At 41.6% G+C, this 21,867-nt stretch carries 18 protein-coding genes and 1 riboswitch; of the genes, 7 read left to right on the forward strand and 11 right to left on the reverse strand.

What is annotated here, in order from left to right; translation table 11 throughout:
* Positions 1–122: 122 nt before the first annotated feature.
* The 8 genes from MTF68_RS03410 to dapB form a co-directional block, all read right to left on the reverse strand.
* Positions 123–1,256: a major royal jelly family protein gene (locus MTF68_RS03410; protein WP_248461670.1), complete on the reverse strand. Its 1,134-nt coding sequence runs from the start codon at positions 1,254–1,256 to the stop codon at positions 123–125.
* An 8-nt stretch (positions 1,257–1,264) separates the two neighbouring features.
* Positions 1,265–1,756, reverse strand: a complete 492-nt coding sequence (locus MTF68_RS03415; RefSeq protein ID WP_248461671.1) for a cupin domain-containing protein — start codon at positions 1,754–1,756, stop codon at positions 1,265–1,267.
* Positions 1,757–1,945: 189 nt separating this feature from the next.
* A complete protein-coding gene (gene ribB / locus MTF68_RS03420; RefSeq protein WP_248461672.1) occupies positions 1,946–2,599 on the reverse strand; it encodes a 3,4-dihydroxy-2-butanone-4-phosphate synthase in 654 nt (217 codons plus the stop codon).
* A 224-nt stretch (positions 2,600–2,823) separates the two neighbouring features.
* A riboswitch (FMN riboswitch) is annotated at positions 2,824–3,005 on the reverse strand.
* A gap of 67 nt (positions 3,006–3,072) precedes the next feature.
* Positions 3,073–4,131, reverse strand: coding sequence for a S66 peptidase family protein (locus MTF68_RS03425; RefSeq protein WP_024033385.1), 1,059 nt, complete (start codon positions 4,129–4,131; stop codon positions 3,073–3,075).
* A 353-nt stretch (positions 4,132–4,484) separates the two neighbouring features.
* Positions 4,485–4,961: a transcription elongation factor GreA gene (gene greA / locus MTF68_RS03430; protein WP_004588092.1), complete on the reverse strand. Its 477-nt coding sequence runs from the start codon at positions 4,959–4,961 to the stop codon at positions 4,485–4,487.
* A 46-nt stretch (positions 4,962–5,007) separates the two neighbouring features.
* Complete coding sequence (carB, locus tag MTF68_RS03435) at positions 5,008–8,226, reverse strand: carbamoyl-phosphate synthase large subunit (RefSeq protein WP_024033384.1); 3,219 nt, start codon at positions 8,224–8,226, stop codon at positions 5,008–5,010.
* A 16-nt stretch (positions 8,227–8,242) separates the two neighbouring features.
* Positions 8,243–9,379, reverse strand: a complete 1,137-nt coding sequence (gene carA / locus MTF68_RS03440; protein WP_004588094.1) for a glutamine-hydrolyzing carbamoyl-phosphate synthase small subunit — start codon at positions 9,377–9,379, stop codon at positions 8,243–8,245.
* A 364-nt stretch (positions 9,380–9,743) separates the two neighbouring features.
* On the reverse strand, positions 9,744–10,541 hold the full coding sequence (gene dapB, locus MTF68_RS03445; protein WP_055255032.1) for a 4-hydroxy-tetrahydrodipicolinate reductase: 798 nt from the start codon (positions 10,539–10,541) through the stop codon (positions 9,744–9,746).
* 339 nt (positions 10,542–10,880) lie between these two features.
* Here dapB and MTF68_RS03450 point away from each other — a divergent pair, with 339 nt between their 5' ends.
* The 3 genes from MTF68_RS03450 to MTF68_RS03460 all read left to right on the forward strand — a co-directional run bounded on the left by MTF68_RS03450 (position 10,881) and on the right by MTF68_RS03460 (position 14,293).
* Positions 10,881–12,194: a Na+/H+ antiporter NhaC family protein gene (locus MTF68_RS03450; RefSeq protein WP_004588096.1), complete on the forward strand. Its 1,314-nt coding sequence runs from the start codon at positions 10,881–10,883 to the stop codon at positions 12,192–12,194.
* Positions 12,195–12,328: 134 nt separating this feature from the next.
* Positions 12,329–13,117, forward strand: coding sequence for a nucleoside-binding protein (locus MTF68_RS03455; RefSeq protein WP_248461673.1), 789 nt, complete (start codon positions 12,329–12,331; stop codon positions 13,115–13,117).
* Between the two features lie 162 nt (positions 13,118–13,279).
* Complete coding sequence (locus MTF68_RS03460; protein WP_248461674.1) at positions 13,280–14,293, forward strand: alpha/beta hydrolase; 1,014 nt, start codon at positions 13,280–13,282, stop codon at positions 14,291–14,293.
* A gap of 71 nt (positions 14,294–14,364) precedes the next feature.
* On the opposite strand, the gene MTF68_RS03465 is transcribed toward MTF68_RS03460, so the two are convergent.
* Complete coding sequence (locus tag MTF68_RS03465) at positions 14,365–15,162, reverse strand: M48 family metallopeptidase (RefSeq protein WP_024033379.1); 798 nt, start codon at positions 15,160–15,162, stop codon at positions 14,365–14,367.
* Between the two features lie 194 nt (positions 15,163–15,356).
* Between MTF68_RS03465 and MTF68_RS03470 the strand changes: the two genes are divergently transcribed.
* Positions 15,357–16,556, forward strand: coding sequence for a Bcr/CflA family multidrug efflux MFS transporter (locus MTF68_RS03470; RefSeq protein WP_248461675.1), 1,200 nt, complete (start codon positions 15,357–15,359; stop codon positions 16,554–16,556).
* A gap of 28 nt (positions 16,557–16,584) precedes the next feature.
* Here the strand turns inward: MTF68_RS03470 and grpE are convergent, their stop codons facing one another.
* Positions 16,585–17,199 (reverse strand): nucleotide exchange factor GrpE, encoded by a 615-nt coding sequence (gene grpE / locus MTF68_RS03475; RefSeq protein ID WP_024033377.1) that lies wholly within the window; start codon positions 17,197–17,199, stop codon positions 16,585–16,587.
* 58 nt (positions 17,200–17,257) lie between these two features.
* Positions 17,258–18,223 carry an HrcA family transcriptional regulator gene (locus MTF68_RS03480; RefSeq protein ID WP_054983110.1) on the reverse strand — a complete coding sequence of 322 codons (966 nt, stop codon included), beginning with the start codon at positions 18,221–18,223 and terminating at the stop codon, positions 17,258–17,260.
* A gap of 284 nt (positions 18,224–18,507) precedes the next feature.
* On the opposite strand from MTF68_RS03480, the gene nadK reads away from it, so the two are divergent.
* The 3 genes from nadK to recN all read left to right on the forward strand — a co-directional run bounded on the left by nadK (position 18,508) and on the right by recN (position 21,783).
* Positions 18,508–19,392: an NAD(+) kinase gene (nadK, locus tag MTF68_RS03485; RefSeq protein ID WP_004588103.1), complete on the forward strand. Its 885-nt coding sequence runs from the start codon at positions 18,508–18,510 to the stop codon at positions 19,390–19,392.
* Between the two features lie 75 nt (positions 19,393–19,467).
* Positions 19,468–20,034 (forward strand): hypothetical protein, encoded by a 567-nt coding sequence (locus MTF68_RS03490; RefSeq protein ID WP_096041509.1) that lies wholly within the window; start codon positions 19,468–19,470, stop codon positions 20,032–20,034.
* Positions 20,035–20,109: 75 nt separating this feature from the next.
* Complete coding sequence (gene recN / locus MTF68_RS03495) at positions 20,110–21,783, forward strand: DNA repair protein RecN (RefSeq protein WP_024033375.1); 1,674 nt, start codon at positions 20,110–20,112, stop codon at positions 21,781–21,783.
* Positions 21,784–21,867 lie beyond the last annotated feature (84 nt).

Consider the following 21,867-nt stretch of genomic DNA (forward strand, 5'->3'; position numbering starts at 1 on the left):
TTTAACGCAGATAGCGACACGTTTAGCCCCTGAAAATGATTAAGCGTTAATGCGGATTGGTATAAGTAGTAAATAAAATAAAAAAACACGCCATAAAGGCGTGCTTAATTTACACATTATAGTTAGCGCCCTATTACGCCCTCAGCTAAAGGTTTAAATCTAAATATGTAATAGGGTGCTTTATTTTGAGCATTGCCGTTATTAAGTTGTGCCGAAAGCGGCAATTGTGCAGCGCCGGTGTACATGTAACCCTCTGGTCCAATGCTTACACCATCTGGCCAAATCATGTTTTTATCGTACGTGTAATCACGGTACGTACGTGTTTTGGCATCAATAACGCCCACAGTACGCTCACCCACTATGGTTAAATATAAATTATCATCAGCATCAATACTTAAACCACCGTTTACTGGTTTTTGTGCGTATTGCTCTACTCGTTCGCCTAGTTGTTTATCGGTTAGTTGCTCGTTAGCAATGTCGGCCATTTTAATACGGTAAACATACTTTTTATTAAGCGGAGCAAAGTAAAGCCATTGCTGCGCGTTATCAAGCACAATGCCATCAGCACCAATAAAGGCATTAAGTTGCTTTTGGTTATCAGTCCCTTCATCAATCATTATTGGCATTGTGTAATCGGGTAATGCACTTTCGTGACCTTGCAGTACTCGCCGGCTCTTACCTGTTTTAGTATTAACGATAATAAGGGCGGCTTGTTTGCCATTTCCGCCATCTGCAATACCTTCATCAGCGATCACCAATGTATTGTATTTGCTCGATATAGCTAAGTCATTAAGTTGAGATTGAGCAACCGATATAGGGCTAGGTAAATAAATAATTTTATTAAGCTTATTGTTTAGCGCATCCCATGCTATCAGCTTTGGCGTAATACGCGGCTGCGCCTGGCCTGAGTCGAGTATCCATACATTACCTCTTTCATCAGCCCTTACCCCTAATACCCAATTTAAATAGTTAGCGGGATTTTTTAAGCTGCCATCACTTTTATAAGGGGTTTGCATTTGCGCATTAGGAAATGGCACCACATCACCACTTTTTAAAAGCTCCCCCACTTTTACTTTTGGGTTATAAAAAGGGTGATAACTAAAAATAAAGCGCTTGTTTTGTGTATACGTAATACCGCCCACAGCACCGTCGGTTTGTGCGTAAACCTCAGCGGGTACCGTGTCATTTGCAAAAGCCGAGGCACTTATTAGCAAGGCTATAGCGCTTAGCCCTAATTTAGATTTATTTAAAAACATAATTTGCCCTACTTTTGCTTAATGTAATTAGCTGTGCCGTCTATCCAGTCTTGACGAGCTGGGGCAAAAAAATCAATATCCACCGTATCTTGGGTAAAGTGAAATTCGTGCGGTACATTGGCCGGTATTACCATCATGTCACCCGCTTTCATAAGATATTGTTTACCGCCAGAAAACACTTTAGCCTCGCCTGACATGATCCACGTTACTTGTTCATTCGGGTGTTTATGAAGCGGCACTTTGCCACCTTTTTTAGCCACCCATTTTACAAACGTAGATTGCGTACCATGAAAATATTGGCGTGTTAAATATGGGCCCATTTGCTCTTTGGGTTGGCTGTCGAGATTAAGTAAAAAAGGGGCGTTGGTAATGTGCTGATTATAACTATCCATTATGCCCATTTGGGGTGCCGGCGTTATTTGCTGTTCAAGTTTACTTTGCGCTGCCCATACGCCACTGCTTGTTAAAGCACTTGCTAGTAAAAGCGTGTTAATTTTCATAGTTTCACCTAAATAATAAACTGTGTGCGGTTGCACTGACTATTTAGGCAAAGTTTACAGGCTGAGGATTTTTGAAAAAGCCGCCTAGGCAAGAAACATTTTCAAATAAAAACGAGCAATTAATTGCTTATTATAAAATAAAAACCAAGCAATAAAGCTGGGTTTTACTTAGGTAATGCTTAAAAATGCTTAACTGACCTTTAATTCTTGCATTTGTATGTACTGTACTAAGTCTTCAATCGATACCACTGTCATGCTGTGTTTATTAGCATAATCACTTACCTGTGGTAAACGCGCCATGGTGCCATTAGGATTAGTGAGTTCACAAATAACCCCAAACGGTTTTAAACCAGCCAGCTGCATTAAATCAACAGATGCCTCGGTGTGGCCGCGGCGAACTAAAACCCCACCTGTTTGTGCTTTTAAGCCAAATACATGGCCTGGGCGCGATAAATCACTCGGTTTGGCGTTATCGGCTGTGGCGGCTTTAATCGTTGTTACTCGATCGGCGGCCGATACGCCGGTTGTAACACCGTATTTAGCCTCTATTGTAACTGTGTAGGCTGTATTATTTTGGCTGGTGTTGTGAGTTACCATTTGCGGTAGCTCGAGCTGCTTAATACGCTCATCGCCCATACACAGGCACACAATTCCGCTGCCTTCGCGGATCATTTCCGCCATTTGTTGGGTGGTTAAATGCTCGGCAGAAAAAACAAAATCACCTTCGTTTTCGCGGTTCTCGTCATCAACAACAAGTACGCCTTGGCCTTGCTGCAAAGCAGCGATGGCGTTTTCTACGCGGGTGTGGCTTTCGCCAAATTGGCTAAGTAAAGACTGAATCATTATTATATTCCACATAAAAATAAATAGATTCAGGACACTGAAAGGCATGGCAAAACACACAAACTAAATTGCGCACTTTTTGCCACTAAACAGCTTATACCAATCCGCTTAATTAAGTGATTTATTTTGAGGTTGGAAAAACGTGTCGCTCAAAATGATTAAGTATTATTGCGAATTGGTATTAAACACGCAGCCACAGGCCACGTGTTTGCATACGCTACAAGCTATATTCTCTTTCATCCGGACTATAACCGTCGGCTCTGGCATCTCACCAGATCTGCTTGACCTTTATTTAATACATTAAAAAACGATTATTAAATAAAGCGCTCGCGGGCTCGTTTTATTCAAAAACTAATGAGTAAAACATACCGCCGGTGGGGAATTTCACCCCGCCCTGAGAATGTACCGTGAACTTATCTGTTCACGGCCTGCACATTATACGCGTGTATTTATACGTTATTCAAAAATAAACGTTAAATAAGTTCAGTGTTTAGTGAGGCATTGAGTACTTTACCTTGGTTAATATCGGCCGTGAGTGAGCATTTTGCGCCATTAACTAAGTTTAAATTTGGCTGCACATGACCTATATCAGCATCTATTATTACCGGGAATAAACACCCACCCAATGCCACATCTAGCGCATGGCGGTAATCAAATGCATCGTGATGACTTTGTGTTATTTCGCTGCGCCCTAAAATAAGGCCGTTAATATCATCAAATACACCGGCAAGTTTGAGCGACAGTAAAAATCGTGCCACGGTGGTAGGGGTAAGCTCTGAATTTTCTAGGTATAAAATTAGCCCTTCGTTCGCACTGTGTTTTTTAAAGTCATGCAATGCTAAAAATGGCGAATCCAGCAATAACCCTACGGTATCAAGGCAGCCGCCAAATAAGCGCCCAGACATCTCTATTGTGCGCTCATCAGTGTAATTTAGGCACTGCCACTGGGTAGGCTCGCTTGGCGCTAGCAGCTCATCGGGGTTTTGTGCGTAATTGGGTTTATTTTTTTGATAATAAGCAGAAGGTCCTTGCTCAAATTTACTTCCTGACTCGTAGGTAATGGTTTCAAAAATTTGTAAGCTGTAGGGGTTTGTTTCATCAGGGTGGAGCTGCATTAGGTTGGCACTATGAAGTGTTGCCCATTGGCACTTAGCCGTAAGTGCACAGGCAATTGTGCTCACATCAGAAAAACCCACCAGCCATTTAGGTTTGGCCTCTTTTATGGCGTTAAAATCGAGTAGTGGCAAAATTTCCATTGCCAGCTCTCCGCCCATTGGCGGCATAATGGCGGCAACCTCATCGTCTAGCAAAAAGCCCATTAATTGCTTGGCATGCGCTTTTGCATCTAATTCATCGCGGGGTTTATTTTGGCGTAAAAACTCCCCTTCTACTACCTCGTAACCACGGTGTTTTAAACCGTCTATCACTCTATCTAATCGTGCATGGTATTTTTCTTTTAAGCCCGACGAAAGCGAGCAAATAGCAATTTTAGAGCCTACTTTTAAAGGCGCTGGATAAAGTATATTAGCCATGAATGTTCCTTTTAATAAAGTGATTCCAGTGTGTAAAAGCCGTTATGCATTTACACATTACCTATATGAATGTACCTATATCAACACGCACACTCTTTATGCAATATGAATAAGCGTAGAGTGTGTTTAGCATTTATGCAGTCACCATTTTATTTATAAATTTTTTAACGGGTAATGGCACGCGCTTTTTTAGCAATCCAATTATGCCAATCCGTTTAACTCAGCTCTTTATTTTGAGGGTTGGTGTTATATATGGGGTTTATGGGGGTAAGTTGCTATTAGCTAGTTTTTAGGTATAAAAAAACCGATGCAATTGCATCGGTTTTTGCTTGAACATTACTGTGAGCTAAATATTAAAGATACTCAACGTCAATGATTTCGTACTCAACGTCGCCTTTAGGCGTTTTAATGGTCACAGCATCATCTGTTTGTTTACCAATTAAACCGCGCGCAATCGGTGAGTTAACAGAAATTAAGTTATTTTTAATATCTGCTTCGTCATCACCCACAATACGGTAGGTTACTTCGGCATCTGTTTCTACATTTACAATAGTGACAGTAGTACCAAAAATAACTTTACCTGTATTAGGCATTTTAGTTACGTCAATAATTTGCACATTTGAAAGCTTAGCTTCAATTTCTTGAATACGGCCTTCACAAAAACCCTGTTGCTCACGCGCTGCGTGGTATTCAGCGTTTTCTTTTAAGTCACCATGTTCACGTGCAATCGCAATATCATTTACGATTTTAGGACGGGTAACTGTTTTTAATTCGTTAAGCTCTTCGCGCAGTAACTCTGCGCCACGAACTGTCATCGGAATTGATTGCATACTTTTCTCACTTAACACCAAGGCCTAGTGGCCTTGGTACATTTCCTTAGTTCAATCGCTGGTGTAGCTCTTGAACTGACGTCACTTTACTACGGTCGTCCGCTTGGTTAGCAGTACAGTTAGCAAATGCCGCGTTCAAGGTTGTCGTGTAGTTGGTTTTGTTTTGCAATGCACCACGACGCAACACCTTCGAATCTTCGATCGCTTGGCGACCTTCGGTGGTATTTACGATATAGCTGTACTCTTTATTCTTGATGTTATCAAGAATATGCGGGCGGCCTTCATATACTTTGTTTACACGGCGTACTTCAATACCGGCCTCTTTTAAAGCCTCTGCTGTGCCACCTGTTGCATCAATTTCAAAACCAAGGTCTGTCATGGTTTTAGCAAGTTCTACAACACGAGACTTATCGCTGTTACGTACAGATAGTAACGCGCGACCACCGCGTGGTAAAGTGTTGCTTGCACCTAATTGTGCTTTTGCGAACGCTTCGGCGAAAGTATCGCCAACACCCATCACTTCACCTGTAGAGCGCATCTCTGGGCCACGGATAGGATCCACACCTTGGAACTTAGCAAACGGTAAAACAACTTCTTTAACGCTGTAATACGGTGGAATTACTTCTTTAGTAATGCCTTGACTTGCTAAAGACTGACCCGCCATACAACGCGCGGCTACTTTTGCAAGTGCAATACCGGTCGCTTTAGATACAAACGGTACAGTACGCGCCGCACGTGGATTCACTTCAATTAAGTACACTTTGCCATCTTTTACAGCAAATTGTGTATTCATTAAGCCCACTACGCCAAGCTCAAGTGCCATATCGGTTACTTGTTTGCGCATAACATCTTGCACTTCTTGTGATAAAGAGTGTGCAGGTAATGAACACGCTGAGTCACCCGAGTGAACACCCGCTTGCTCAATGTGCTCCATTATACCGCCAATAATTACTTGCTCGCCGTCACAAATTGCATCAACGTCCACTTCGATTGCATTATCTAAGAAGTGATCAAGTAGTACTGGCGCTTCATTTGAAGCTTGTACCGCTTCGGTCATGTAACGACGTAAGTCTTGCTCATCGTAAACAATTTCCATTGCACGGCCACCCAGTACGTACGATGGACGCACAACCAGTGGGAAGCCAATTTCACCTGATTTAAGCAATGCTTCTTCAGTTGATGTAACTGTCGCGTTTTCTGGTTGTAGTAAATCAAGACGCTCTACTAACTGCTGGAAACGCTCACGGTCTTCTGCGCGGTCAATCGCATCTGGTGAAGTACCAATTACTGGCACACCATTCGCTTCAAGTTCACGTGCTAGTTTAAGTGGTGTTTGGCCACCGTACTGTACAATCACACCTTTTGGTTTTTCAACACGTACAATTTCTAATACGTCTTCAAGTGTAATTGGTTCAAAGAATAAACGGTCAGAGGTATCGTAATCGGTAGAAACCGTTTCAGGGTTACAGTTAACCATGATGGTCTCATAGCCATCTTCGCGTAGTGCAAGGGCTGCGTGCACACAACAGTAGTCAAACTCAATGCCTTGGCCGATACGGTTAGGACCGCCGCCAATAACCATGATTTTGTCTTTGTCTGACGGGTTCGCTTCACACTCTTCATCGTACGTTGAGTACATGTAAGCTGTGTCTGAGCTAAATTCAGCAGCACAGGTATCAACACGCTTGTACACAGGTACAATGTTTAACTGATGACGCTTTTTGCGAATTTCGGCTTCAGATACACCAGCAATTTCAGCAATACGTGGGTCGGCGAAGCCTTTACGCTTAAGTTTACGTAAAAACTCTGCATTTAAGCCGGCCATGCCACCTTCAGCAATTTTAGCTTCGTCTTTTAAAATGTCTTCTATTTGTACTAAGTACCAAGGGTCAACTTTGGTAAGTTCAAATACTTCTTCTACGCTCATACCGTGGCGCATTGCATCGGCAATGTACCAAATACGCTCAGCGCCTGGCTCGCGTAGTTCACGGATGATTTTTTCGCGCGCTTTCGGGTCATCAAGTGCCACAATTGGGTTAAAGCCCGTTGCGCCTACTTCAAGACCGCGTAATGCTTTGTGTAACGATTCTTGCTGGTTACGACCAATCGCCATTACTTCGCCCACTGATTTCATTTGCGTTGTTAAGCGGTCGTTCGCGCCGGCAAATTTTTCAAAGTTAAAGCGAGGAATTTTTGTTACTACGTAGTCGATTGATGGCTCAAATGACGCTGGTGTTTTGCCACCCGTAATGTCGTTTTGAAGTTCATCTAACGTGTAACCAATTGCTAACTTAGCGGCAATTTTAGCAATAGGGAAACCCGTTGCTTTAGATGCCAATGCTGATGAGCGAGATACACGAGGGTTCATCTCAATGATAACCATGCGGCCATCATCAGGGTTTACACCAAACTGTACGTTTGAACCACCGGTTTCAACACCAATTTCACGCAGTACCGCCATAGAGGCATTTCGCATTAATTGATATTCTTTGTCGGTTAGGGTTTGTGCTGGTGCAACGGTGATTGAATCACCAGTGTGTACACCCATTGGGTCAAAGTTTTCGATAGAACATACAATGATACAGTTGTCTTTTTTATCACGAACAACTTCCATTTCATATTCTTTCCAGCCAATCAGTGATTCATCAATCAACAGCTCACTTGTTGGTGATAAATCTAGGCCGCGCTCACAGATTTCGTTAAATTCTTCCATGTTGTAAGCCACACCGCCACCGGTGCCACCCATAGTGAAAGAAGGACGAATAATACACGGAAAACCAATACGTGTTAGCGTATCGTGTGCTTCATCCATAGAGTGAGCAATTTCAGCACGTGGACATTCAAGGCCAATGTTTTTCATGGCTACGTCAAAGCGTTCACGGTTCTCTGCTTTGTCGATTGCATCGGCGGTTGCGCCAATTAGCTCAACGCCGTGTTTAGCCAGTACGCCGTGCTTATCTAAATCAAGTGCACAGTTTAATGCCGTTTGACCACCCATTGTTGGTAGTACTGCATCTGGTTTTTCTTTTTCAATAATTTTTTCTACCACTTCCCAATGAATAGGTTCGATGTACGTTGCATCGGCCATTTCTGGGTCAGTCATGATAGTTGCTGGGTTTGAGTTAACTAATATAACTCTAAAGCCTTCTTCTCTAAGTGCTTTACACGCTTGAGCACCAGAGTAATCAAATTCACAAGCTTGACCAATTACAATTGGGCCTGCGCCTAAGATAAGAATGCTTTTTAAATCGGTACGTTTTGGCATTATTACTCCAGTTAAATTAGTTATTACGCGCTTGCATCAGGTCGATGAAGTGGTCAAATAATGGGGCTGCATCGTGCGGGCCTGGGCTTGCTTCTGGGTGACCTTGGAAGCTAAACGCTGGCTTATCAGTACGATGAATACCTTGTAGTGTTCCATCAAATAACGATTTGTGCGTGGCACGTAAGTTACTTGGCAGTGTGTCTTCATCGGCAGCAAAACCGTGGTTTTGTGCGGTGATCATAACTACATCGCGGTCTAAGTCTTTTACTGGGTGGTTACCACCGTGGTGGCCAAATTTCATTTTTACTGTTTTAGCACCTGAGGCCAGTGCTAATAATTGATGCCCTAAACAAATACCAAAAATTGGTGTGTCGGTTTCTAAAAAGGTTTTAATTGCATCAATAGCGTAAGTACATGGCTCTGGATCGCCAGGACCATTAGATAAGAAGATACCATCTGGGTTTAAAGCAAGTACATCGGCGGCTGAGGTTTGCGCTGGTACAACGGTTAATTTACAACCGCGATCAACTAGCATACGTAAAATATTACGTTTAACACCGAAGTCGTAGGCTACTACATGAAACTTTTCATCATCGCTGCTAAGGGTTTTAAATCCTTGGCCTAATGTCCAGCTCGATTCGCGCCACTCAAAATTTTCCTTGGTTGAGACAACTTTTGCTAAATCCATACCTTTTAAACCTGGGAAGGTTTGCGCGGCTTGTAACGCTTTGTTTTCGTCTAACTCGTCACCGGCAATAATACAGCCGTTTTGTGCGCCTTTGTCGCGCAAAATACGGGTAAGCTTTCTGGTGTCGATGTCCGCAATACCTAAAATATTACGTTGTTTTAAGTAATCATCTAACGATTGCTCGTTACGAAAGTTACTTGCTAGCAGTGGCAAATCACGGATCACTAGGCCTTTAGCCCAAATTTGATTCGCTTCTTCGTCTTCGCTGTTGGTACCCGTATTGCCGATATGTGGGTACGTCAAAGTTACGATTTGTTCCGCGTATGATGGATCAGTCAAAATTTCTTGATAACCAGTCATAGACGTATTGAATACTACTTCACCGACTGACATGCCGTCAGCGCCGATTGCAGTACCGCGAAACACTGTGCCGTCTTCTAGGACTAACAGAGCGGATTTAGTCAAGTTAAACCTCCTAACAGTAAAAAACGGGAGTAAGCAAATGCTTAACACCCCGCCAATACCCAGAGGGATCGTCAAAACCAGATTTTTTTGTGAGCTTAAATTGTTTTACGCAGTCTTAAATGATGCCGATATAAAACGCTAAACCTTCAATCATTTTTCTTGCCTAAAACTCTTTTCATTCCCACTGAAACCCCTGGTTTTACTAGCCACTTGGGTATAATTGGAAACACGCATTTAGTAATTTTTGGCAAATTGGCTGCATTCTACATGAAGATGCTATTTAGGTCTAACGTTATTTAGATAAATACTACAAATAAGTCGCTTTAGGCAAAAATAGACCCAAACAGCTAAAAAAGTAACTAAACTACTTCAGATCTAGCACATCTTGCATATCATAAAGTCCTGCTGGTTTATTTTGTAACCACTGCGCAGCCCTTATAGCTCCTAATGCAAAGGTCATTCGCGAACTTGCTTTGTGGGTTAATTCAAGCCTTTCGCCCATAGTTGCGAAATAGGCGGTGTGTTCACCTACTATGTCCCCGCCTCTTAGTACTGAATAGCCAATTTCATTTTGTGATTTTGCGGTTTCTACTTGGCTGCGGTCGTATACCGCTACTTCATCGTGATCCCACCCTTTAGCCTGTGCAATAGATTCACCAATGGCTAATGCTGTGCCCGAGGGCGCATCTATTTTATGACGATGATGTGCTTCAAAAACTTCTATATCTAGGTCATCACCAAACTTAGTGGCCGCTGTTTGCACTAGGTTAAGTAGCACATTAACGCCAACGCTGTAGTTACGCGCAAACACAATAGGAATATGTTTAGCAGCATTTTCTAATAATGCCATGTCTTCGCTAGTTAAACCTGTGGTGCCTATAACCATAGGCAGTTTTTTATCGAGCGCTGTTTTTAAGTGATTGCGCATACCTGCTGGTAACGTAAAGTCGATAAGTACATCAACATCAGCAACCTTGCTCTCGTCGCTAAAGCTAATGGATTTGTCGGCTGAACTGTTTACTTGATTTACATTAATACCCAATAACGATGAGCTGCTGCGAACATACGCACCACCAAGTTGTGCTTGCTCTTTAATTGTCGCGGCTTCTAATAGGGCTAAGCCCATTCTGCCGTTAGCACCAAAAACACCTATTCGATTCATTGTTATTGCCTTAATCTGATTTAGTTGGATCTGTTGTTGCGTACCCTGACTAATTTGCCGCCCTAAACTTGCTTTGAGCAATTATTAGCCGCATATAATCGCACACCGGTAGATATTATCTAAAAGTCGTGCAATAGTCAGGTAAGCCCTTAATTAAATAATAATAACAATACCAGTTTACTTTAGCCATCTATACATTTAAACTTCTCTTTCGCGTCGATTTGGTCTTTGGCTTGCGGGCGCTGTGGTCATCAACTTTTTTATTAAAGAGTGATCTACTAAATTCAGCTAAAAGAGGAGTTTTGGCTGTGGTTATACTAACTGGTTATGAGGAATACAATGCAGCCAACATTTAATAAAAACAAAGCAATTCTATCTTTGCTTCCCCTTCTTACCTTTGTTGCCCTTTTTTTAGGCTCAGGTTTATATTTACAATCGCAAGGGGTTGATTACGCTTTTTACCAGCTCCCAGCACCGGTTGCTATACTACCCGCTATTATGCTTGCCTTTATTTTAAACAAAGGCACTGTAAACCAATGTGTTGAAACCTTTATTAAAGGCGCAGGACACAACAACATTATTACCATGTGTTTAATTTATTTACTTGCTGGTGCATTTTCGGCAGTAGCAAGTGCCACCGGTGGTGTGGATGCGGTTGTAAACGCTGGTTTGTCACTTATTCCCCCGTCGCTGTTATTACCTGGGCTATTTTTAATTGCTGCGGTTGTCTCTACTGCAATGGGTACATCAATGGGTACCATTGGTGCTATAGGGCCAATTGCTTATGCGGTATCCGTTAAAACAGGCATCGACCCTGCGCTAATGGCCGGTACTATAGTATCGGGCGCAATGTTTGGTGATAACCTTTCTATTATTTCAGACACAACCATTGCGGCAACGCGTACGCAAGGCTGTGAAATGAAAGACAAGTTTAAAGAAAACTTAAAAATAGCGGTTCCTGCTGCCGTATTAACCATTGCTTTGCTGCTTTATTTAACACCTGCTCCACAAGCAGTAGAAACTAAAGATTTTGATTTATTATTAGTGCTACCTTATGCCTTTATTTTAGTATTGGCTGTTGCCGGTATGAACGTGTTTGTGGTGCTATTTAGCGGTATTGTATTTGCTGCGCTAATGGGCTTTACCGGCAGCTACGAAGGCGCAAGCTTTGTAAAAGATATTTACAAAGGCTTTACCGATATGCAGGAAATATTTTTACTTTCTATGTTTATTGGTGGCTTATCTGAATTCATTCGTATTAACGGCGGCCTTGATTTTCTGGCACAAAAAATTCAAGCCATTACAAAAGTGATTGCCAAGTGGCACCGCAAAGTAGCTGATCAGCTTGGTATAGCTGCGTTGGTATTAACCAGCAACGTGTGTATAGCCAATAACACGGTATCAATTATTGTTGCAGGTCCTATTGCTAAAAAACTTGCTGATGATGGCGAAATAAGTGGTAAACGCTCTGCAAGTTTACTTGATATTTTTGCTTGTGTTACGCAAGGCTCACTGCCCTATGGTGCTCAAGCATTACTGTTAGGTGCTACGTTTAAAATTAGCCCGTGGGAAGTATCAACGTCATCTTACTACTGCTTTATTTTAGCCTTTACTGCCATTGCCGTTATTTGTTTGCGCCGCAATAAAGCCTAAACTTTGTGCAAAACCTTATGTTGCAGCTTAATAAATAAGCTGCAACATATGTTAAAATAATAATCTACAAATCAATACCTTGTGCTATAATGCGCGCTTTCGCGTGTCACTGAAATTATAGTTAAATACAGATTATGAAATTAAAAAAAATACTTCCCCTCGTTACCCTTACGTCAATCGCTTTATCATCTTCTGCCCTTGCTGCTAATTGGAGCAGTACCGCATTACATGTTAATAATGGCGACCAAAAAAACCCATTTACCAACCAAGAATCAGACACTACTGTTTACTCGCTGCAACATGCATCGGGCTATGATTACGGTGATAACTTTTTCTTTATTGATTACAGCAAAGACGATACAACCGACGGCTACCAAGATAGCGACTTTTACGGCGAATGGTATTCAACGCTAAGCTTATCGGCTATTAGCGGTGAGAAAATTGGCGCTGGTGCATTATTAGATGTAGGCCTTACTGGCGGAATTAACGTTGCTGGCGATGCCAAAATGATGAAATACCTACCGGGTGTTAAATTAAGCTGGGATGTACCTGGGTTCAACTTTTTTCAAACACTTGTCACTGCCTATATTGATGACAGTGAAGGCGTAGCCAAAGGCGGTGCCCCTATTGAAACTAACAGCTGGATGTTTGATGTAGCCTTTGAATACCCGTTTACCCTAGGCTCGCAAAAATTTAGCTTTAAAGGACACGCTGAGTACATTGCAGAGCGCGAAGATGAGTTTGGTAACGACGTAGAAGCGTGGATACTTGCACAGCCTATTTTAGTATGGGATATGGGCCACGCGTTAGAGATGAAAGAAAACACCCTATTACTGGGTATGGAACTGCAATACTGGCATAACAAGCTAGGCACTGAGGTCACTGAATCGGTTCCACAAATACACGTTGAGTGGACTTTTTAAGCCCTTACAGTGTAAAACAGAGTCAACATTACTTTTAAACGGAGCACTTAAACAGTGCTCTTTTTTTTGCCATGAAAACTATTTAATTGAACAGCCTTTAATACTTAGTTATTGTCTTACTTTAATTAAAGCCGTGTGCTTGCCTTTAATAGGAGTAAGGAAATGCCAGCGATTAAAGTTATTTGTTTGTCTGCATTATTAGCCTTTACTAATAATGCATTTGCCAGTAGTACAGAACCCTCTAAAACCCTCTCTTACGATGCACTTTTAACAAATTACCAGTATGATTTTAAAGTAAATTATTTTGATATTGCATCACAAAAGCAATCACTAAAAATGGCGTATATTTATTTAAAACCCACGCAAAAAAATATGCCAACAGTGACGCTAATGCACGGTAAAAACTTTAATGCCGACTACTGGAGCCCCACAGCCCGTTACTTACAGTCGCTTGGATTTGGGGTGCTGATCCCCGATCAAATTGGTTTTGGTAAATCTTCAAAGCCCACTAACTATCAATATTCATTTGCGGCGCTTGCGCATCATACACATGCATTAATGGACTCGCTAAAACTTGAAAAGTCGATTGTTGTTGGCCACTCTATGGGGGGAATGCTAGCGAGCCGTTTTGCACTAATGTACCCAGATACAACCACTAAACTGATTTTGCTTAATCCAATAGGGCTTGAGAACTACTTACACTATGTAAAATACAAAGACACCAACTTTTTTTATAAAAATGAGCTTAACAAAACGCCCGAAGGTGTTAAAAAGTACCAGCAAAAAAACTACTACGATGGTCAATGGAATACCCAGTATTCAGCATTAACCGACTTTATTACAGGGCAAATACAAGGCCCAGATAAAGAGCAAATTGCTTGGGTTAACGCTAAAACCTACGATATGATTTTCACCCAACCGGTGATCACTGAATTTAAAGACTTAACCGTGCCCGTTAAATTAATTATTGGTACGCGTGACAGAACAGGCCCTGGCCGAAACTGGAAAAAAGACGGGATAGATTATCAGCTGGGGCGTTACGACAAATTAGGAAAACACGCTGCTGCGCTCATTCCTGATGCGCAACTGTTTGAGCTTGATAATTTAGGTCATTTACCGCAAGTAGAAGATTTTGAGCGATTTAAGGCAGTGTTTAAACAAGCACTAAGTGATTAATAGCTTGATACTTAATAAAATAAAGCCCCTGTAAGTAAACTGCTTACAGGGGCTTTTTATATAAAACTAATTTACAGCGTACATTGCGGGTTTTTACCCTGCGATTTAGCCGTACTTTGCTCGCTAAGTGCTTCGCTCATTTGTGCTTGTAAATTATTAATTCGATTGCTCGGTGCAGGGTGAGTAGATAAAAACTCAGGTGTGCTACCACTGCCTGCTGCGCTCATATTTTGCCAAAGCGTTACCGACTCTTGTGGGTTAAAGCCAGCCTGCGCCATTAAATCTAAGCCAATGGTATCGGCCTCTGATTCGTGTGAACGGCTAAATGGTAAAACTACGCCGTACTGCGCCCCTAAGCCTAAACCTTGCATAATTTCGTTGCGGTATTGTACGTTGCCCATTTCAAGCGCTGCGCTGCCTAATTGCATACCGGTATCTAAAATTGAGCTTTGCGATACACGCTCATTTGAATGCTCTGCTATAACGTGGCCTACTTCGTGCCCTAGTACGGTTGCAAGCTGATCTTGATTGGTGGCTATTTTTAATAACCCCGTATGAACACCTATGTAGCCACCTGGTAATGCAAAGGCATTTGCCGACTCATCTTCAAATACCACGACTTCCCAATTTTGTGAGGCGTATTCTTTTGGTAAAACAGCCACGACCTTTTCAGCAATACAATTTACATACGCATTGGTTTTTGCATCTTTATTGATTGGCTGTGACTCCTTCATTTGAGCAAAACTTGCGGTGCCCATTTCACTCATTTGTTGCTCTGAATACAGGGCTATTTGAGTACGCCCCGTAGGCGATGTTTTACAGCCGGCTAAAACTGCGGTTGCGAGTAAGGCAAGGGCTAGTTTTTTCATGGTGTTTCCTTCAAGTCTTTAATTTTTATTAGTTGTAGAATAGCAAACACGGTGCCAGTTTAGAATCTTTGCTCTTTATTACGCCGCTTTTTATTTTTAATAAATAAATGACCTTGCCAGACAAACTAAGTTTATACCCTTGCATAGCCCTGTTACACTATAAGCCTTGTTTTTAGTGAATGTTGAGTGACTACATGGACGCCTCGGCCTCGTCTTTTAATACCCGAATTTTGTTACCTTTGTTAGCCAGTATTGTTGCTATTACGCCGCTGGCTATAGACATGTACTTACCGGCCATGTTGGTTATTGCGAACGATTTACAAACCACTATGCCAAATGTACAAATTTCGCTAAGTATTTATTTGGCTGGCTACTCGCTAGGCATGTTATTTTTTGGCCCTATTGCCGATCAACTCGGACGACGAAAACTAGCCCGTATTGGCTTAACCTTATTTGGTGCAAGCTCTTTTGCGCTGGCTTTTACCACCGAAATACACACCTTTTGGGTACTTAGAGCCGTGCAAGCATTCACCGGCGCGGCAGCTACGGTGGTTGTGCCTGGCGTAATTAGGCATATTTATCAAAAAAACACCGCTAAAGGCATGTCGTATGTATCTATGATTATGATGGTAGCGCCCTTAGTTGCCCCCTCTGTGGGGTCGTTTATTTTAGGGTTCTCGGTATGGTCAACCATATTTTTGGTTCTTGCTGCCTATAGCTTTTTAATTTTAGCGTTTGTACAAGTGTATTTAATTGATATCCCCATTCATAAAAATGAGAAAAAAGGCCTAGCCTTGTTTTTCAACAGCTATAAAACGGTACTTAGTAATAAAGATGCACGTGCAGACATATTAAGCTCTATGTTTGTCTCGTTTGGCTTTTTTTGCTTTTTAACCTCAGTGCCTTTTGTATACCTAGATTTATATAATGTATCTGAGCAATTATTTGGTATTTTATTCGCATTTAATGTCATGGCACTTATGTGTGGTAACTTTTTAAATACCCGAATTGTACCAAGAATTGGCTCTCGAAAAATGCTGTACATAGGGCTTGTATGTGGCTTTGCCTCTGGGCTGGCACTGCTTATGTTTAGCTTATTGCAGCTTTCTTTATATTACATTGTAGCGGCCATTGCGCCTTTAATGATGAGCCTAGGGGTAACAGCAAGTAATGCTGATTCATTAATATTAATGAAGTTTGAAAAAAACACCGGTACCGCCACCGCTGTTATTGGAACGCTGCGCTTTGGCAGTGGCGCGCTCGTTGGTCCATTGCTTGCAGTGGTGCATGCTAAAAGTGCTGTGCCGTTTTCAAGCTTAATGTTTAGCGCCGTGCTATTAACTATGCTGGTGCAGTTAATCCACTATAAAATAGACAAAAAAAATGCCTCATAATGAGGCATTTTTTATAAACAGTGACTAATTAAGCGTCTGCTGCTTTAGATACCATAACCATTGCAGGGCGTAATAAACGACCATTTAATGTGTATCCTTTTTGCATTACTGCAAGTACCGTGTTTGGTGAAACATCGTTACTTGGTTGGATAGACATTGCTTGGTGGAATTCTGGATTAAATTGCTCACCTTGTGGGTTAACAATTTCAACGCCAAACTTTGCAACCGCATCGTTAAAGCTTTTAACTGTCATATCAATACCTTCAAGCAATGGCTTTAAGGTTTCGTTTTCTTTATCAGAAAACTCAATAGCGCGCTCTAGGTTATCGATTACTGGAAGTAATTCGTTAGCAAACTTTTCCAGTGCAAATTTATGTGCTTTTTCTACATCTTGTGCAGCACGACGACGAATGTTATCTACATCTGCGGCGGCGCGTACTACGCTGTCTTTTTGATCCGCAATGGTTTGCTTAGCGGCTTCAAGCTCTGCGTATAGCATTGCAATTTCAGCTTCAGGGCTTTGCTCTTGGTCTGCTTCGTGTTGCTCTGCGGCTTCTACTGCTGCTTCAACATCAGCTTCCATTTGAGCTACTTCTTCGTTTAGTTCTACTTCTTGCTCTGGGTTTTGTGTCTGCTCAGACATAAAATACGTGCTCCAATTCTTTACAACTGCGGTAATTATGGGGATTGAATAAAAAGATTCAAGAGTTAGATGGCTCTAATAATTTAAATTCTTGGATTAATTGTTCAATTTGCGCCGATTTAGGGCAAATTACGCAAAAGCGGCTTTGATACTCTTGATTTTGAAAGTACGGCACACTAATTACTATTAGCTCATTACACTCTGTAAACGGTAAGTTTTCAGTGTTTAAAACTGATACCCCGTTTTTAAATGCGAGTTTATCTTCGACAAAATTTAAAAATGAAACGCCAATATTTAAGCTTTGTTCGCAATCGACCTTTTTATATAAATAGTTTTCGCCTACTACAATACTGTTATCTGATCCAAGCTTATGACTAAGCTGGCGCGTCCACTGTGTCAGTGAGTCATGGCAATTACGCGGTGCGGTGTTTGCCATTGCTTGCATTCTGTACAAACCTTCCATTAAGGTTTGTTGGCTAAATACTGTGTTTAACCAAGTTGCAAATTGATAACGCACGGCATCTGAGGAATCATCAGGTTTGTTGATACAAATATTATGGCTTTGCCCTGCTCTATCTATTAGCAGTACAAGCCAATCGTTAGAATCAAACTCAAGCACTTCTACTCTAAACACTTGTTGTGAGCTTGCTTGGGGTAAGCCTACACAACAACATACTTGGTACTTTTTACTTAATCCATGGGCCAGCTCCACAAGTTGTGCTTGTTGTGGCTGCCAGTAATTAGCTATTTCAGCTAACGGAAAAAACTCATCAAACCAATAATCAAACCCTTGGTTTGTAGGCACACGCCCTGCCGATGTATGAGGGGAATATAACAAGCCTACTTTTTCAAGTCGCGCCATAGCATTTCGTACCGTGGCAGAACAAACCGCCATGCCTTTTTGCTTCGCTATTTTTGTTGATGGAACGGGTAACCCTTCACCATTACAATAAAGGCTCATCACTGCTGAAAAAATTTGTTGATCTCGCGGGTTTATATTCATGTTATCTACATCTTGTTGCATGAAAGAGATATCGGGGCAGTTAAAACAAATTCAAGCCTAAAGCACGCTTTAAGTGAATATGTTGTTGCATGCATTACAATAAAACACTGCTGCAACTATTTTTAAGCATTAAATATAAAAATTAAAGGGGTAATTTAATCTGTTGAGCCAATAATCAGCTCTTAGGTGAGCTTGGCAATATACAGGCGTAATTGAATCATTATCATATTGGTAAATCTGTGTTTTCAAACACTTCTGTTTTGAGTTACCCTACAAAAATATTATTACTTTTTATTGCAGCCGTTATGCACTCACCGTTTAAAACTATTGGCCTTATAGGTAAACCAAACCACCCTAAAGCTGCGGCTACGTTACAGCGTTTACATACTTTTTTATCGGCTCTTGGCTTTACCGTGATTGTAGAAAAGCGCACCGGTGGGCAGTTATCGGATGTCCCTGATACTCATCAAGTTGACCTTGTTAGCTTAGGCGAGCAAGCCGACCTTGCTATTGTTGTAGGGGGTGATGGCAATATGCTTGGTGCTGCACGCGTACTGGCACGCTTTGACGTAGCTGTAATAGGCGTAAACAGAGGTAATTTAGGGTTTTTAACCGATTTAAACCCAGAAGGCTTTGAAGGTAGCCTAGAGCAAGTGTTAAGCGGCGAATATTTAGAAGAAAAACGCTTTTTGCTCGAGGTAGAAGTATATCGCCATAACGAACTTAAAAGTGCAAATTCAGCCGTTAACGAAGCGGTGCTACATGCCGACAAAGTTGCCCACATGATTGAGTTTGAGGCTTTTATAAATAACGACTTTGTGTTTTCTCAGCGCTCTGACGGTTTAATTGTATCAACCCCTACCGGCTCTACAGCTTATTCTTTATCGGGTGGCGGGCCCATTTTAACACCTGAGCTTAATGCAATTTCGTTAGTGCCTATGTTCCCGCATACATTATCAAGCAGACCCTTAGTGGTTGATGCCGATAACGAGGTACGCTTAAAGTTAAGCCTTGAGAACACCGACAGCTTACAAGTCAGTTGCGACAGCCATGTAGTGCTTGCCGTTTTACCCGGTGATGAAGTGGTTATTAAAAAAGCCGACAGAAAACTGCGCTTAATTCACCCAAAAAACTACTCTTACTACAACGTTTTACGTACTAAACTTAATTGGGGCAGCCGTTTATACTAATTTTATTGCCAAGCGTAGTGCTTTAGCGCAAAATACAAGACAAATAAAAATTAATCAAACTAGGAATATCTAGCAATGACTTATGTTGTTATCTTTGCTTTGTTATTACTTATCACTTTGCTTGGCGCGTATATTAGAGTTGAAAACAATAGAAAAAAAGCGTTAGAAACCAAGAAAAAACAATTTAACGAACGTGTTGCCCAAGTAAACACTCGCCTCAAAACCAAGCTAAACAATTTATTAGAAGCCAAAATAATAAGACCTAAGTATGTAGCGCAAATTCAGGCAATTGTGGCCAATTTTTTTGTGGTTCAGCCCCATACAGATGAAAACCTACAACATTTAGAAGATATTAGCGACAGCTTAGTGAGCACGCTTTCGATTGAGTTTCAAAAAGCACTGCAAAGTGAAAACGCCCAAGCGCTTCAAGATAATATACAGTACTTTGTGAGTGAGTTACCCCAGCAAGGCATACTTTATAATAAAGCGTTTTATCACGAAATTTTACCCTCATTGATTGTACAAATTAAAACTGACACACCTGAAAACCCAAGCGAAAGCCTTGAAAATACTGACGAAACCCCTTCTGATGAAAGTACTGACTCTGATAGTCAGTTTTCTCAAAATGCGAGTGTTGCTTAAAAAGTAAAAAATTAATTTGCAAAAAACCTAAACACTGTATAAATTAACAGTTAATTCACTGGATGGATGAACAGTATGTTAATTGGTTTAGAAATTAAAAATTTTGCAATTGTAAGTAACTTAAGCACTGAGTGGCATAACGGCATGACGGCGATCACGGGTGAAACCGGCGCGGGTAAATCGATTGCCATTGATGCACTTTCACTGTGTTTAGGCGAGCGCGCTGAAGCGTCGGCGGTTCGCCCTGGCACAGATAAAGCAGAAGTGTGCGCACAATTTGATTTAACTGCCCTTCCTCTTGCTAAAGCATTTTTAGAACAACACATGCTAACGAGTAACGACAACGAATGCCTACTTAGACGCGTTGTATGTAAAAATGGCCGTAGCAAAAGCTATATTAATGGCAGCGCTGTTACAGCAGCTCAACTTAAAGAGCTGGGACAGTATTTAATTTCTATACACGGACAGCACGCTCATCAGCACCTTTTAAAAGCTGAACACCAGCTGCAACTGCTAGACGCCTACGCAGGCCATAATCAGCTTGTAAAAGCGGTTAGCCAAAGCTTTAAATTATATGCAAACCTGCAAAAAGAATTTAAACAGCTTGAGCAACAGCAATTACAACAAGCCGCTCAAAAACAATTACTCGAATACCAAGTTGCCGAATTAGATGAGTTTGCCTTACAAGACGGCGAGTTTGAACAAATAGAAGCCGAACATTACAAGCTAAGTAATAGCCAAACCATTTTAGAAGCCTGCCAGCGCGAACTTCAACATTTATACGAAAGTGATGAGCAAAATGCCTGTTCAATGCTGCAACACAGCGCTCAGCAATTTGCCGAGCTTGCAAATTATGACGAAAGCTTAGCAAGTGTAGCTGCATTATTAGATGAAGCCGCAGTGCAAGTTGAAGAAGCAAGCAGAGAAGTAAGAAACTACGCAGAGCAGGCCGACTTAGACCCTGCTAGATTAACAGAAGTAGAAGCGCGCTTAAGTGGCGCGATGGACTTAGCCCGTAAGCATCATATAAAACCTCAAGAGCTGGTTGAGTTTCATCAAGGTTTAACACAAGAGCTAGAATCAATTAGTAACAATAGCTCACGTTTGGCGCAATTAGACGATGAAATAACTAATGCGCTAAGTGCATACCAGCACGCCAGTGATCAGCTAAGCGAAAGTCGCCATAAATATGCTAATACATTAAATCAATTAATTAGTGAAAGCATGGCTAATTTATCAATGGAAAATGGGGTCTTTGAAATTCAGCTTACCCAAGAAGCTGAGCGCCAACCCAATGCATTAGGTTTTGATAGCGTCTCGTTTTTGGTCTCTACTAATCCTGGGCAGCCATTACAACCTTTAGCTAAAGTTGCCTCGGGTGGTGAGCTGTCGCGTATTAGCCTTGCCATACAGGTGATCATTGCCCAAAAAGTGACTACGCCAACGCTTATTTTTGACGAAGTGGATGTAGGTATATCAGGTCCTACCGCCTCCTCTGTAGGGAAGTTACTACGCCAACTAGGAAAATCAACACAGGTTATTTGTGTAACCCATTTACCCCAGGTTGCAAGTAGTGCGCATCAGCAGTTTTTTGTAGCAAAAGAAATAGCACAAGGCGAGACCTTTACTCAAATGCTCAGCCTAAATAAAGACGGCCGTATTAATGAAATTGCACGCTTACTTGGCGGCGATAATATAAGTAAAACCGCTAAAGCAAATGCTAAAGAGCTTATTATGGCGCACGCCTAAGTTATACTTTTGCTTCAACAGTGGAGAGACGTTTTAAATGCAAAGCATGCTGATAAATTTTTGCCATGTTATTGGGTGGCTACT

This window comes from Pseudoalteromonas sp. 2CM37A, assembly GCF_023161885.1.
Lineage (GTDB): Bacteria > Pseudomonadota > Gammaproteobacteria > Enterobacterales > Alteromonadaceae > Pseudoalteromonas > Pseudoalteromonas atlantica.